The sequence below is a fragment of the Streptomyces hesseae genome, assembly GCF_031845785.1.
Classification (GTDB): Bacteria; Actinomycetota; Actinomycetes; order Streptomycetales; family Streptomycetaceae; genus Streptomyces; species Streptomyces hesseae.
Genome location: NZ_JAVRFI010000039.1, coordinates 1 through 14,841, shown reverse-complemented (window position 1 = coordinate 14,841; position 14,841 = coordinate 1). Strand labels below are relative to the sequence as shown.

The 14,841-nt window shown below is 71.7% G+C and carries 11 protein-coding genes; 7 read left to right on the top strand and 4 right to left on the bottom strand.

Going from position 1 to position 14,841, the window contains the following annotated elements:
- Window positions 1-94 precede the first annotated feature (94 nt).
- The 4 genes from RM609_RS33045 (at window position 95) to RM609_RS33030 (ending at window position 6,325) form a co-directional block, all read left to right on the top strand.
- Window positions 95-847 carry a TIGR03089 family protein gene (locus tag RM609_RS33045; protein ID WP_311616145.1) on the top strand — a complete coding sequence of 251 codons (753 nt, stop codon included), beginning with the start codon at window positions 95-97 and terminating at the stop codon, window positions 845-847.
- 151 nt (window positions 848-998) lie between these two features.
- Window positions 999-2,408 carry an LCP family protein gene (locus tag RM609_RS33040; RefSeq protein WP_311616143.1) on the top strand — a complete coding sequence of 470 codons (1,410 nt, stop codon included), beginning with the start codon at window positions 999-1,001 and terminating at the stop codon, window positions 2,406-2,408.
- A gap of 281 nt (window positions 2,409-2,689) precedes the next feature.
- On the top strand, window positions 2,690-4,462 hold the full coding sequence (locus tag RM609_RS33035; protein ID WP_311616141.1) for an LCP family protein: 1,773 nt from the start codon (window positions 2,690-2,692) through the stop codon (window positions 4,460-4,462).
- Between the two features lie 96 nt (window positions 4,463-4,558).
- A complete protein-coding gene (locus RM609_RS33030; protein ID WP_311616139.1) occupies window positions 4,559-6,325 on the top strand; it encodes an LCP family protein in 1,767 nt (588 codons plus the stop codon).
- 54 nt (window positions 6,326-6,379) lie between these two features.
- Here RM609_RS33030 and RM609_RS33025 read toward each other — a convergent pair whose 3' ends face one another.
- Window positions 6,380-7,381, bottom strand: coding sequence for a glycosyltransferase family 2 protein (locus RM609_RS33025; protein ID WP_311616137.1), 1,002 nt, complete (start codon window positions 7,379-7,381; stop codon window positions 6,380-6,382).
- 239 nt (window positions 7,382-7,620) lie between these two features.
- Here RM609_RS33025 and RM609_RS33020 point away from each other — a divergent pair, with 239 nt between their 5' ends.
- On the top strand, window positions 7,621-9,114 hold the full coding sequence (locus RM609_RS33020; protein WP_438828595.1) for an LCP family protein: 1,494 nt from the start codon (window positions 7,621-7,623) through the stop codon (window positions 9,112-9,114).
- A gap of 15 nt (window positions 9,115-9,129) precedes the next feature.
- Here the strand turns inward: RM609_RS33020 and RM609_RS33015 are convergent, their stop codons facing one another.
- Complete coding sequence (locus RM609_RS33015) at window positions 9,130-9,678, bottom strand: acyl-CoA thioesterase (protein WP_311616133.1); 549 nt, start codon at window positions 9,676-9,678, stop codon at window positions 9,130-9,132.
- Window positions 9,679-9,807: 129 nt separating this feature from the next.
- Here RM609_RS33015 and RM609_RS33010 point away from each other — a divergent pair, with 129 nt between their 5' ends.
- Complete coding sequence (locus tag RM609_RS33010; RefSeq protein ID WP_311616132.1) at window positions 9,808-11,094, top strand: LCP family protein; 1,287 nt, start codon at window positions 9,808-9,810, stop codon at window positions 11,092-11,094.
- Window positions 11,095-11,124: 30 nt separating this feature from the next.
- On the opposite strand, the gene RM609_RS33005 is transcribed toward RM609_RS33010, so the two are convergent.
- On the bottom strand, window positions 11,125-11,919 hold the full coding sequence (locus tag RM609_RS33005) for a VOC family protein (protein ID WP_311616130.1): 795 nt from the start codon (window positions 11,917-11,919) through the stop codon (window positions 11,125-11,127).
- Between the two features lie 140 nt (window positions 11,920-12,059).
- Window positions 12,060-13,217: an acyl-CoA dehydrogenase family protein gene (locus tag RM609_RS33000; RefSeq protein ID WP_311616128.1), complete on the bottom strand. Its 1,158-nt coding sequence runs from the start codon at window positions 13,215-13,217 to the stop codon at window positions 12,060-12,062.
- Window positions 13,218-13,422: 205 nt separating this feature from the next.
- On the opposite strand from RM609_RS33000, the gene RM609_RS32995 reads away from it, so the two are divergent.
- Window positions 13,423-14,763, top strand: a complete 1,341-nt coding sequence (locus RM609_RS32995) for a UDP-glucose dehydrogenase family protein (RefSeq protein WP_311616126.1) — start codon at window positions 13,423-13,425, stop codon at window positions 14,761-14,763.
- The last annotated feature ends 78 nt before the right edge of the window (window positions 14,764-14,841 follow it).

The window sequence follows — 14,841 nt, the reverse complement described above, 5'->3', positions numbered from 1 at the left end:
CTGACGGCGAGTCGGCTCCACGGGCGTCCCGACGCCCCCTGGGACACCTCCGTCCGACTGACCGTCACCCGGTGCGCCGCGTACCCTGGCGCCGATGAACGCCACCGATCGCACCCCCGCCGACCTGCTGCGTTCCGCGCTCGCCGCGGACCCGGCCCGCCCGCTCGTGACCTTCTACGACGACGCCACCGGCGAGCGCGTGGAACTGTCCGTGGCCACCTTCGCCAATTGGGTGGCGAAGACCGCCAATCTGCTCCAGGGCGAACTCGCCGCCGAGCCCGGCGACCGTCTCGCGCTCCTGCTGCCCGCCCACTGGCAGACGGCCGTCTGGCTGCTCGCCTGTTCCTCGGCCGGCGTGGTCGCCGACGTGGGCGGCGACCCGGCCGCCGCGGACCTGGTCGTCAGCGGCCCGGACACGCTGGAGGCGGCGCGCGCCTGCTCCGGCGAGCGGGTCGCGCTCGCCCTGCGCCCCCTCGGCGGCCGTTTCCCCCAGGCCCCCGCGGGCTTCGCCGACTACGCCGTCGAGGTGCCGAGCCAGGGCGACCGCTTCGCCCCGTACGCCCCCGTGGACGCGGACGCCCCGGCGCTCGCCGTGGACGGGCTGGAGCTGACCGGCGCGGAGCTCGTCGAGCGGGCGGCCACCGACGCCGCCCGGCTCGGCCTCGGCGCCGGCTCGCGACTGCTGTCCGGGCTGGCCTACGACACCTGGGAGGGCCTCTCGGCGGGCCTGTTCGCGCCGCTCGCGGCGGGCGGCTCCGTCGTGCTGTGCCGCAACGCCGACCGGCTGTCCGCCGACGCCCTGGACCAGCGGCGCGCGAGCGAGCGCGTCACCGTGACGGCCCTGTAGACGCTGCCGGAGCGCCGCGTCCGGGCGATGATCGGGGTACGTGCCCCCGGGCACCGGCACCCGGCCCGTTCCCGGACGCCGGGCCCCACGGGGCGCGTACGCCACCGACTCCTCGGAGGAGGGACGCAGCGCAGCCGTGAACCGTCCAGGCATGTCCGGCCCGTCGGGCGGCCCCTTCACCGGGGAGCCGTACGGCCGGCCGCCGACGCCCCGAGGGCCGGGCCGCCGACGGCGCTGGCTGCGCCGGCTGGCGGCGGTGGCGGCGGTGCTGGTGCTCGTCGTCGCGGGGCTGGGCTGGGTGCTCTACGAGCAGCTCAACAGCAACATCACCACCGACGACGAGACCGCCGAGGAGCTGCGCCGCTGGGAGAAGCAGCGCCCCAGCTCACTGGTGAAGGGCGCCCAGAACATCCTCATCATCGGCTCCGACACCCGCAGCGGCTCCGGCAACGGCAAATACGGCGAGGACAGCGGCAGCCAGCGCTCGGACACCACGATCCTGCTGCACCTGGCCGCCGACAGGAAGAGCGCGACCGCCGTCAGCCTCCCCCGCGACCTGATGGCGACGATCCCCAGCTGCCGCAAGCGCGACGGCACGTACACCAACGAGCGCTTCGCGCAGTTCAACTGGGCGTACGAGCTCGCGGGCACCGCCTGCACCATCCGTACGGTCGAGAACATCACCCAGGTCCGGATCGACCATCACATCGTCCTGGACTTCAACGGTTTCAAGAATCTCGTGGACGCCATGGACGGCGTGGAGCTCTGCCTGAACAAGCCCATGGACGACCGCGAGGCCAAGCTCCATCTGCCCGCCGGGCGCCAGACGCTCGACGGGGAGCAGGCCCTCGGCTACGTACGGGCCCGCTACAGCCTGGGCGACGGCAGCGACACCGAACGGATGGGGCGGCAGCAGAAGTTCCTCGGCGCGCTGGTGCGGGACATGCGGGACGAGGGCCTGCTCCTCAACCCGGCCCGCCTCTACCCGGTGCTCGACGCCGCCACCAAGTCGGTGACCACGGACTCCGGGCTGGACTCGCTCAGGAAGCTCTACGACCTGGTGCGCACCGTGCGGGACATCCCCACCGAGCGAGTGCAGTTCCTGACGGTCCCTCGGCGGCCGTACGCGTTCAACAGCGCGCGCGACGAGCTCGTCCAGCCCGACGCGGACCAGTTGTTCCGTCAGTTGCGGCTGGACCAGCCGGTGTCGGTGAACGCTCAGGTGCGCCCGGCCGACGACAAGCCGGGTGACGACCGTCACGGCCGGGGCAGAAGCGGGCGGGATCCGGGGCCGGACGGGGGCGAAGGCACCGGGGCGGGCGAGGGCGGCGAGGCGCCGCCCGCACCCCCCGCGTCGGCCGCGCCGCCTGCCGGCCCGGTGGCACCGCCGCCGCAGGCGCCGGCCACGCCCGCCCCGCGGACCGTGCCCGTCCCCTCGTCGGCGGCCCCCGTGGCGTCCCAAATGCCCCAGGCGCCCTCCGCGACCACGGCACCCTCGCCGGTTTCCACCGCCCCGCCGACCTATCAGGGCACCACGGCGGCACGCGGGTTGTGCGGCTGATCACCACTCAACGCCACAAACGCGATAAAACCGTCAAACGACCCGACCGGTTTTTCGTCTCCGCGTTCGTCTCGGCATCCCTCTCCGCGAAGGGATTGGGCAGATTGCCCAGTTGTAGGGGAGTGCAATTTGTCACGGGCGTCGCTTGGCGCTGAACTGGGCGGATAGTGTGAGCGACCCGGTGCGCACCGCCGGGGTTGACCGCGCATTGCACAGACGACGCTCCGAGCGCCTCGAGGGGGGTAGGCGCCGCGTGGCACCGACGGAGGATTCAAGCGACCGTGGACGCGCAAGGCCGTGGGCGGGCGGGCGGTATCGACCCCGCCGACCAGTGGGTGTTCGACCCCGAGACAGGCAGCTACGAGCTGCGTCTCGATCAAGCCGGGGGGCCCGCGCCGGCTCCCCGTGAAGCTTCCGCCGCGAAGGCCGGTCCCGCGGCACCCCGCACCTCGCCCAGACCGCCCGCCTCCGGCAGGCCGAAGCCCGGTGGCGGCCGCACCGTACCGGGCCAGCGCGGCACGGGAGGCGGTGGCCGCCGGGGCACCGCGGCCAAGGCGACGGCCACCGGGCGACGCCGCCCCAAGCCGAAGAAGAAGGCCGCCAGGAAGAAGAAGATCCTGATGTGGACCGGCGGCACGGTCGGCGTGGTGCTGGTGGTCTGCTCGGTCGGCGGGTACCTGCTCTACCAGCACCTCAACGACAACATCGACAAGATCGACGTCGGTATCAACAACGGGGTGATCACCAAGGGCCCGCTCAACATCCTGGTCATCGGCACGGACAAACGCTCCGGCAAGGGCAACACCGGCTACGGCGACGACGGCAGCGTCGGCCACGCCGACACCACCCTGCTCTTCCACGTCTCCGAGGACCGGACGAACGCCACCGCGCTGTCCATCCCTCGCGACATGATCACGGACATCCCGGACTGCCCCACCAAGCAGAAGAACGGCTCCACGAAGACCATCCCCGGCTCCAAGGGCGTGCGCTTCAACGAGAGCCTGGGCCAGGAGGACCGCGACCCGGGCTGCACCTGGCGGACGGTCGAGCAGCTGACGGGCCTGAAGGTCAGCCACTTCATGATGGCCGACTTCAACGCCGTCAAGGAGCTCTCCTCGGCGGTCGGCGGCGTCGACGTGTGCGTGGCCAAGGACATCAACGACAAGGACTCGCACCTGAAGATGGCCAAGGGGCGGCACACCGTCGAGGGCGAGCAGGCCCTGGCCTTCGTCCGGACCCGGCACTCCGTGGGCTTCGGCGGCGACCTCAGCCGGATCGAGCTCCAGCAGCAGTTCCTGAGCTCGATGCTCCGGAAGATGAAGTCCGGCGACACCCTGACCAACCCCAAGAAGCTCTACGAACTCAGCGACGCCGCGACCAACTCGCTCACCGTCGACACGGGCATAGGCTCCATCAGCAAGCTGACGAGCCTGGCCAAGGAGCTCAGGAAGGTCAACCTGAAGAACGTCACCTTCGCGACCGTCCCCGTCGACGACAACCCCGCGGACGGCAAGGTCAAGAAGACGGTGGTCCTGAACAAGGCCAAGGCAGAGCCGCTGTTCGCCATGGTCCGCCAGGACGTCTCCCTCACCGAGGCCAAGGAGAAGGAGAAGAAGGAGCAGGAACAGGCCGACGCCAAGCAGGCGGCGCTGCTCCAGGGCCCGAAGGCCGAGCCCGCGAAGGTCCGGGTCAAGGTGCTCAACGGCAGTGGGCGGGTCGGCGCCGCCCAGGAGACCGTCACCTGGATGCAGAACGGCAAGGGCATGGCGCACACCGCCAACGGCGGCAATGCCGCAGGGGGCAAGAAGGTGGACAAAACCCTGCTGGAGTTCGCCCCCAACCAGGCCGACCAGGCGCGCCGCCTCGCGGAGGACATGGGCCTCCCCGTCGACGCCCTGAAGCAGACGACGGCCGACGCGTCCCCCACCGCCGAGATGACGCTCACCCTCGGCGCGGACTTCAAGGGCGCGGGCATCCCGGTGTCCGCCCCGAAGAAGGCACCCGAGGGGATTCAGAAAGTCGAAGCCGACGATGAGAACATCTGCGCCAAGTGAACCCTGACAATGGGCTTTCGCATCTCATAACGCAGTAATACTCATTAGGTACGACACGCCTGCCCATCGGGCCGGACACCAGCCAGGGGAGGCCCGATGCGGCAGAGCAGCGGCGTGCGGGGAGAGAAGTCCCGCGACGCCCGGGAGACCACGCCGGAGCAGGACTCCCCGGAGGGGTCCGGGGAGAAGAGCTCTCCGAAGAAGGGCGTCCCGGAGCAGAGCACGCCGAAGGCCGCAGGGGCCAAGGGCTCCGGGGGCGCCGGGGACTCCGCGAAGGACTCCGGCGCGGACACGGGCGACGCGGCCGGCGGCGCCCCCCGGCGCCGCATCGGCCGAATAGCCCGCTGGACCGCGCTCGGTGTCGCGGTCACCGTCCTCGGGGTGTCCGGGGCGGGGTACTTCTACTACCAGCACCTCAACAACAACATTCGCAAGAACAAGCTCAACCTCGGCGACAAGCAGCTCGACCGCAGCGTCGCCAACGCGGCCGGCCAGCGCCCGCTGAACATCCTCCTCCTGGGCTCCGACAGCCGGGGCAGCAAGGAGAACCAGGAGCTCGGCGGCGCCCGCGACGACGCCGACCGCCCGGCGCTCGCCGACGTCCAGATGCTGGTACACGTCTCGGCGGACCGCAGCAACATGTCGGTGATCAGCGTCCCCCGCGACACCCGGGTGACGATCCCCAAGTGCACCGACCCCGACAGCGGCAAGGTCTACAAGTCGACCGACCGTCAGATCATCAACACCAGCCTGGCCAACGGCGGCCCGGGCTGCACGGTCGCCGCCTGGGAGGAGCTCACCGGCATCCCCGTCGACCACTTCATGATGATCGACTTCGCCGGTGTGGTGAACATGGCCGACGCGGTCGGCGGCGTCCCGGTGTGCGTGGACGCCAATGTGCGCGACGACAAGTCCGGCCTCCAGCTGACCAAGGGCAGCCACACCATCAAGGGCAAGCAGGCCCTCCAGTGGCTGCGCACCCGGCACGGCTTCGAGGACGGCAGCGACATCGGCCGCACCCACGCGCAGCACATGTATATGAACGCGATGGTCCGGCAGCTGAAGTCCGGCACCAAGCTCAGCGACCCGGGCCAGCTCACGGATCTGGCCGAGGCCGCCACCAAGGCCCTCACCGTCGACAAGGACCTCGGCTCGGTGAAGGAGCTCTACGACCTCGCCGACGACATCAAGCGGGTGCCGTCCGGCCGGATCACCATGACCACGATGCCGTGGGCCTCCGACCCCCAGGACCCGGACGCGCACGTGATACCCAAGCCCGGCGACGCCGACAAGCTCTTCTCGCTCGTGCGCAACGACATCGCCCTGGACGGCAAGGACAAGAAGAAGGACGACAAGGCGCCGACGCCCACCGCCCCGCCCGCCCGCAAGAACGACATCGCGGTCACCGTCTTCAACGGCACCGGCACGGTGGTGGAGCCGCCGGCCACCGGCCGGGGCTCGGACATCGCCGCGTTCCTGGTCAAGCAGGGCTTCGCCAAGGCGACCGCCGACTCCACGCCGCGGGCGCAGGCGGACACCACGATCACCTATCCGAGGGCCGGGCAGCGCGCCGACGCCCTCGCCGTGGCCAAGGCGCTCGGGCTGCCGGACTCGGCGGTGCGGCACTCCCCCGAGGTCCGGCAGATCACGCTGGTCGTGGGCGGGGACTGGCGTACGGGGACGGCGTATCCGGCGGACGCGGCGGCGGCCGTCCCGGACGCGACACCCGACGCCTCGGGGACGCCGTCGACCGCGCCCTCCGGCAAGCCGACGGGCGAGAACAAGGCGCCCGAGAGCTCGGACCCGCTCAACGGGGACGACCGGTCGGCGTGCATGAAGGTGAACACGGCCAACCGGTTCTAGGCAGGCGCCGAGGGGGCCTCGCCCCCTCGGACCCCCGTCGGGCCCCCGGCCCCGTCAGGCGCGGCGGCTGGCGATGACCTTCTTGGCCAGGGAGCGGGGGCTGGTGAGGAAGCCGTAGCCCCACGACATGTGCATCGTCGCCAGCGCGAGGGGGATCCGCAGCCGCGCGCCGGCCGGGAGGCCCTTGCCCGCCGGGACGGAGCCGGCCGTGATCGCCGCGAGGTAGCCGGCCGGCACGACCAGGCCCCAGGGGCTGACGGTCGCGCCCACGACGACGCCCGCCGCGATGGCGCACACCGCCGCGGGGGCCGCCAGGTAGCGCAGGTTGATCGAGCCCTGGTGGTAGCGGGCCACGACATGGCGCCAGCGGCCGTAGTTCTTGTACTGCTTGGCCAGGGCCCGGACGTTCGGGCGGGGCCGGTAGGAGACCTTGAGCTCCGGGGAGAACCAGATCAGCCCGCCCGCCTCACGGATCCGGAAGTTCAGCTCCCAGTCCTGGGCGCGGATGAACTCCTCGTTGTAGCCGCCCTGCCGCTCCAGCTCCTCGCGCCGGAAGACGCCCAGGTAGACGGTCTCGGCGGGGGCGGCCTGGCCGCCGGTGTGGAAGGCCGCGTTGCCCACGCCGATCTTCGAGGTCATGGCGGCGGCGACGGCCATCTCCCAGTCGTTCTCGCCCTCGGCGTGCATGATGCCGCCGACGTTCTGCGCGCCGGTCTCGTCCAGGAGCCGCACGGCGGTGGCGATGTAGTCCGGCGAGAGCATGCCGTGCCCGTCGACGCGTACCACGATCGGGTGACGTGATGCCTTGATCGCGGCATTGAGCGCGGCGGGGGTGCGACCCGTGGGATTCGGCACCGTATGGACCCGGGAGTCCTCCGCGACGAGCTCCGCGGCGATCTCGTCCGTACGGTCCGTGGACGGACCGAGGGCGATGACCACCTCCATCTCACCGGCATACTCCTGCTCCAGGATGTGCCGCACGGAGGTGCGCAGATGCCGCTCTTCATTGAGCACCGGCATGATCACGGAAACGGCTGGCAGCTGCTGATCGCGCATGGTTCCTCGGGGGTACGGGGGTCGGGATCACCACCCGGCGGACGACGGAAACGTCGGCCACGTTACCGCCAATGGGGGACGAGGTTCCGCCCCGCCCGGGTGGCGGAGCGGGCGTGGACGGCGTGGGGCCGCAGACAGATCATCGTATGGGCCTACGTTGTGTCCGCATGGCGAGGGAAGCGTCACACCCGTCCCCGTCCGTCCCCGGCTCGCCGCCCGATCCCCGCGGAGGTCCCCCAGTGACCGCACCGGCCCGCTCCTCCGCCCCCCGCCCTGCCAACGCCCGCCACCGCACCCCGCGCCCCCCGCGCTGGGGGATGCGGCTGGCCACGATCGCCGCGGTGGCCGTGCTGGGCACGAGCGGCATCGGGCACGCGGTGGTCTCCGGGCTCTCCGGCGGGATCGGCCGGGTCGACGCCTTCGAGGGCCTGTCCAACCGGCCGGACGGCGGCCGGGGCATGAACGTCCTGCTCGTCGGCACCGACGGCCGCGACCGGATCACCGAGGACGAGCGCAGGCGCTACCGCCTGGGCGGCACCGCCTGTCACTGCACCGACACGATCCTGCTGGTGCACCTCTCCGCCGACCGCGAGCGGGCCACCGTCGTCGGCCTGCCCCGCGACACCTATACCGAGATCCCCGAGCGCACGGACGAGTTCGGCCGGGCACGCCCGGCCCATCCGCAGAAGCTCAACGCCGCCTACGCCGAGGGCGGCCCCGGGCTGACCGTGCGCTCCGTGGAGCGGCTGACCGGGCTGCACGTCGATCACTACATGGAGGTCGACTTCACCAGCTTCATGCGGACCGTCGACGCGGTGGGCGGGGTGCGGGTGTGCACCGTAAGGCCGCTCAGGGACGCCTACTCCGGGCTCGACCTGCCCGCCGGCACCAGCAACCTCGACGGCGGCCAGGCCCTCCAGTACGTGCGCTCCCGCCATCTCGACGGAGCCGCCGACCTGGGCCGGATGCAGCGGCAGCAGCGGTTCCTCGCCTCGCTGATGCACAAGGCCGCCGACGGCGGGGTGCTGCTGAACCCGGTGAAGTTCCAGGAGGTCGCCTCCTCCGTGGTCGGCTCGGTCCGCGCGGACCGGGGCTTCGGCACCGACGAGCTCGTGGACCTCGGCAGGGCGATGCGGAATCTGAGCCCCGCCTCGACCGAGTTCATGTCCGTGCCGATCGCCGTGGCGGACTACCCCGTGCCGAACGTCGGCTCGACCGTGCGCTGGGACGACGCGGCGGCCCGCAAGCTCTTCCAGGCCCTGCGCGAGGACCGGCCCGTGGGCGCCGCCCCGGGCTCCCCGCACCGTCCCCAGGACGCCAAGCCGCCCGCCGAGGGCAATCAGCCCCACGCCGCGGCCGTCGACGTCGCCCCCGAGCGGATCCGGGTCCAGGTCCTCAACGCCAGCGGCCGCCCGGGGCTGGCCCGGGGCGCCGACCAGGCGCTGCGGGCCACCGGGTTCCTCACCACCGGTCTGCCCCTCGACGCCCCGCCGCCCGCGGTCAAGCACACGACGATCACCTATGACCCGCGCTGGGACCGCTCGGCCCGCTCGCTCGCCACCGCGCTGCCGGGCGCCGAGCTACGGCCGGTGGCCGGCCAGGGGCCGCTGATGAAAGTGCTCCTCGGCACGGACTTCACCGACGTCCGGCCGGTCCGGGCCAAGGAGCCCGACGGGCCGGACCGGATCCCGGTGGTCACCGGCGACCAGGCGGTCTGCCCGGAGCAGACGTGAGCGTGATCCCGGGGATCAGTCCTCGATGCCCTCGGCGGCCCGGTTCTGCCGGAGCTCCATGATCGCGCGGCGCCGGGCGAGCCGGTGCGTCCGCCGGATCTGCGCCTCCTGGTAGCGCCGCCGGTCCCGCTCGGTCTCCGGGAGCACCTGCGGCACGGGCCGCGGCTTGCCGTCGGCGTCGACGGCCGCGAAGACGAGATAGGCGCTGCCGACCTGGACGGCCGGCTTGGACTCGTTCCACCGCTCGGCCAGCACCCGCACGCCGACCTCCATGGAGGACCGGCCGGTCCAGTTCACCTGGGCCTTCACATGAACCAGGTCGCCGACGCGGACCGGCTCCAGGAAGGCCATCTCGTCCATGGAGGCGGTGACCGCGGGCCCGCCGGAGTGCCGCCCGGCGACCGCGCCGGCCACGTCGTCCACCAGCTTCATGATCACGCCGCCGTGGACGGTGCCCAGCAGATTGGTGTCATTGCCGGTCATGATGTGGGAGAGCGTCGTGCGGGAAGCCGAATTCGGCTTGCCGGATATCTCCGGATCCGGGCCCCGGTCCTGATTGGTCATGTCCACCAGTATGCGGGGACCGCCGGACTCCCCGCCGGGGCCCCGGATGTGCATCAGCTCTGCAACAGGACCGCTCCGGTTTCCCACGCGCCCTGTGGCCGGGCCCGCGCGCCGGGCACACTCGGTTGCATGAATGACTGGCCCGATCGGCGGAACGACGCGCCCGAGGAGCGGTACGGGCGCGGCAGCACCGGTACCGAGCCCGAGGGCGCCCGCGCGATGCCGCATGTACGGCGTCCCGCGCCGCCCCGACAGGTCCCGCCCCAGCAGTACCGCCCGCCACAGGGCTACGACGCCCCCGCCCCCTCCGACGGCTACAGCGCCGGACAGGTCTACGGGCACGGAAGCGGCGGCGGCCACGGCGGCACCGGCCGGGGGAACCCCGGCGGCGGCGCGGGCGGCCCGGGCGCGCGGGCCGGCGCCCCCGACTGGCGCAAGCGGATCAAGATCGGGGCGATCGCGCTGGTCGCCACGGCCCTGGTCGTCTCCGTGAGCACGTACTTCTGGGCCGACGGCAAGCTGCGCCGCGAGGTGGACCTCGACAAGGTCGCCGACCGCCCGGCGGCGGGCTCGGGCACGAACTACCTGATCGTCGGCTCCGACAGCCGCGAGGGCCTGTCCGACCAGGACAAGAAGGACCTCCACACCGGGTCGGCGGACGGCAAGCGCACCGACTCGATGATGATCCTCCACACGGGCGACAACGGCACCACGATGCTGAGCCTGCCGCGCGACTCGTACGTCACGATCCCCGCCTTCACCGGCGCGACGTCCGGCAAGCAGTACGCCCAGTCCACCCACAAGCTCAACCGCGCCTACTCCGACGGCGGCGCCGAGCTGCTCGTCCGGACCGTCGAGTACAACACCGGGCTGCGCATCGACCACTACGCGGAGATCGGCTTCGGCGGCTTCCGCAATCTCGTGGACGCGCTGGGCGGCGTGGACATGTGCCTCGACAAGCCGGTCAAGGACCGGGACTCGGGCGCGGACTTCAAGGCGGGCTGCCAGACGCTGAACGGCGCGCAGTCGCTGGCCTTCGTCCGCCAGCGGCACCAGGAGGCCGACCAGGACCTGGGCCGGATGCGCAACCAGCAGAAGTTCCTGAACACCCTCGCCAAGCAGGCCGCCTCGCCCTCGACGGTCCTCAACCCCTTCCGGCTCTACCCCGTGATCGGTTCCGGGCTGGACACCCTCGTCGTCGACAAGGACATGGGGCTGTGGGACCTGTCGTCGATGTTCTGGGCGATGAAGGGCGTCACGGGCGGCGACGGACAGCAGCTGACCGTGCCCATCGGCAACCCCAGCCTGCCCACGCGCAGTGACGGCGAGGCCGTGGCGTGGGACAAGACCAAGGCCAAGCAGCTCTTCGACCAGCTGAAGAACGACGACAAGGTCACCGCCGTCGCCCCGAAGTGACGACGGCGGCAGAGCGGGCAGCGGCGGCCGTCAGGCCTCGTCGGGTGACGGCCCCGTCGCGTCGATCACGGCGAAGACGGCGCCCTGCGGGTCCTGGAGGACGGCCATCCGGCCGGCCGTCATGTCGAACGGCGGCTTGAGCACATTGCCGCCGGCCCTGACCAGCGCGTCGACCGTGCTGTCGGTGGCGTCGACGGAGAAATACGTCAGCCAGTGGGAGGGCGATCCGGGCGGAGAGTTCTCCAGGCCCTGCATCCCGCCGACCACCCGGCCCTGCGCCTTGAGGGAGAGATAGGCGGGCATCTCCTCGAAGGGCTCGGCCGAAAGGCCCAGGGCGGCCGAGTAAAAGGTGCCGGCCGTGTCCGTGTCCGCGGTGTTGAGCTCGTTCCACACCACCGCGCCCGGCTCGTTGACGATCTGCGAGCCGGAGAAGTCCCTGGCCTCCCAGATCCCGAAGACCGCGCCCGTGGTGTCGGCCACGACGGCCATCCGCCCGAGCGTCATCACGTCCATCGGGTCCATCAGCGGGATGCCACCGGAGTCCTTGATCTTCTGCATGGTGGCGTCGGCGTCGGCGACGGCCAGATACGTCGTCCACGCGGGCGGCGGCTTGGAGCCGCCCTCCTGCGCCATCGACGTCATGATCCCCACCACCGGCTTGCCGCGCAGCGTGCAGACCGCGTACCCACCGGTCTCGGGCGGCCCGGGCTCCCCCTGCCAGCCGAAGAGATCGCGGTAGAAGTCGAGGGCCTCCCGCTGGTCGGGGACCACGAGATCGGCCCAGCAGGGCGTCCCGGGCACATAGGGCTTCGTTACCTCGGGCATGACGCGCGCCTCCCTGGCAGTACGGGCACCCCCGCGACCACCTTCGCCCGCGGGGCGGCGGCCCGCCACCGGAACAACGGCGAACGGCCCCCGGCGGACCGTCGCCGGGGGCCGTTCGCGCGCTGCCGACGCGCGGCGCGTTACGGGAGGTTGCGGGCCATGACGATCCGCTGGACCTGGTTGGTGCCCTCGTAGATCTGCGTGATCTTGGCGTCGCGCATCATGCGCTCGACCGGGTAGTCACGCGTGTAGCCGTAGCCGCCGAGGAGCTGGACGGCGTCCGTGGTGATCTCCATGGCGGCGTCGGAGGCGTAGCACTTGGCGGCGGCGCCGAAGAAGGTGAGGTCGGCGTCGAGGCGCTCGGACTTGGCGGCGGCCGCGTAGGTCAGCTGACGGGCGGCCTCCAGCTTCATCGCCATGTCGGCCAGCATGAACTGGATGCCCTGGAAGTCGGCGATCGGCTTGCCGAACTGCTTGCGCTCGCGGACGTAGCCCTTGGCGTAGTCGAGGGCGCCCTGGGCGATGCCCAGCGCCTGGGCGGCGATGGTGACGCGGGTGTGGTCGAGGGTCTTCATCGCCGTGGCGAAGCCGGTGCCCTCGGCGCCGATCATGCGGTCCGCGGGGATGCGGACGTTGTCGAGGTAGACCTCGCGGGTCGGGGAGCCCTTGATGCCGAGCTTCTTCTCCGGGGCGCCGAAGGAGACGCCCTCGTCGCCCTTCTCCACGACGAAGGCGCTGATGCCCTTCGAGCGCTTCTCGGGGTCGGTGACGGCCATGACCGTGTAGTACTCGGAGACGCCCGCGTTGGTGATCCAGCGCTTGACGCCGTTGAGCACCCAGTAGTCGCCGTCGCGCACGGCGCGGGTCTTCATGCCGGCCGCGTCCGAGCCCGCGTCGGGCTCGCTCAGGCAGTAGGAGAACATCGCGTCGCCCTTGGCGAGCGGGCTCAGGTACTGCTTCTTGAGCTCCTCCGAGCCGGAGAGGGCCACCGGGAGCGAACCGAGCTTGTTGACCGCGGGGATGAGCGAGGACGAGGCGCAGACGCGGGCGACCTCCTCGATCACGATGACGGTCGCGAGGGCGTCCGCGCCCGTGCCGCCGAACTCCTCCGGCACGTGGACGGCGTGCAGATCGGCGGCGACGAGGGCGTCGAGCGCCTCCTGCGGGAAGCGGCCCTCCTCGTCCACCTCGGCGGCGAACGGCGCGATCTTCGCCTCGGCGAGCGAGCGCACGACCTTGCGGAGCTCGTCGTGCTCCTCGGACGGCCGGTACAGGTCGAAGTCCTTGTTTCCCGCCAAGGCGTGCTCCCCAGAGAGTTAGCTACTGATTAGTAACCCCGATTCTAGGGGCGCACTTCGGAGGAGGACCACGTGAGCTTGCCGACAACCCGTGATCTCCCCGAGATCCTTCCCGGGCGGGCCCCGACTATGCTCGGGCAACGCAATCAGGCCGTCGGCCCGCACGCGGGCCGGCCGTCAGCACCGCACAGCAATGGAGCACCGCATGGCCCTCAGGATCACCGTGATCGGCACCGGCTACCTCGGCGCCACGCACGCCGCGGCCATGGCCGAGCTGGGCTTCGAGGTGCTGGGGCTCGACGTGGTCCCCGAGAAGATCGAGACGCTCGCGCGCGGCGAGGTCCCGATGTACGAGCCGGGGCTGGAGGAGCTGCTGCGCAAGCACGTCGCCGGCATCGAGGGCTCGACCGGACGGCTGCGCTTCACGACCTCCTGGGAGGAGGTCGGCGAGTTCGGCGACGTCCACTTCGTCTGTGTGAACACCCCGCAGAAGCACGGCGAGTACGCCTGCGACATGTCCTACGTCGACAGCGCCTTCACCTCGCTCGCCGCGCACCTGCGCCGTCCCGCGCTGGTCGTCGGCAAGTCGACCGTGCCGGTCGGCAGCGCGGGCCGGCTCGCGAAGCTGCTCACGGAGCTGGCCCCGGCCGGCAAGGACGTGGAGCTCGCCTGGAACCCGGAGTTCCTGCGCGAGGGCTTCGCCGTCCAGGACACCCTCCACCCCGACCGCATCGTCGTCGGCGTCGAGGGCGAGCGCGGCGAGAAGCTGCTCCGCGAGGTCTACGCGACGCCGGTCGGCGAGGGCACGCCCTTCGTGGTCGCCGACTACCCGACCGCCGAGCTGGTGAAGACCGCCGCCAACTCCTTCCTCGCCACGAAGATCTCCTTCATCAACGCCATGGCCGAGGTCTGCGAGGCCGCCGACGGCGACGTCGTGAAGCTGGCGGAGGCCATCGGGCACGACGACCGCATCGGCAAGAAGTTCCTGCGCGCGGGCGTAGGTTTCGGCGGCGGCTGCCTGCCGAAGGACATCCGCGCCTTCATGGCCCGCGCGGGCGAGCTGGGCGCCGACCAGGCCCTGACCTTCCTCCGCGAGGTCGACTCCATCAACATGCGCCGCCGCTCCCACATGGTCGAGCTGGCGCGGGAGGCCGTGGGCGGCGGCTTCCTGGGCCGCCGCGTCGCGGTGCTGGGCGCCACGTTCAAGCCGGACTCGGACGACGTCCGGGACTCCCCCGCGCTCAACGTCGCCGGCCAGATCCACCTCCAGGGCGGCCAGGTGACCGTCCACGACCCCAAGGGCATGGAGAACGCCCGCCGGCTCTTCCCGACGCTCGCCTACGCCGACAGCGCCCTGGAGGCCTGCCGGGGTGCGCACGTGGTGCTCCACCTCACGGAGTGGGGCGAGTACCGCCAGCTCGACCCGTCGGTGGTCGGCGCCGTGGTGGCGGAGCGCCACGTGATCGACGGCCGCAACGCGCTGGACGCTGAGCGCTGGCGTTCGGAGGGCTGGACGTTCCGGGCGCTGGGGCGCCCGAAGGCGTAGGGCTTTCCGGGGGCTCCGCCCCCGGACCCCCGCTCCTCAAACGCCGGAGGGGCTGAATTACTAGCCGTCCAGCTGGTC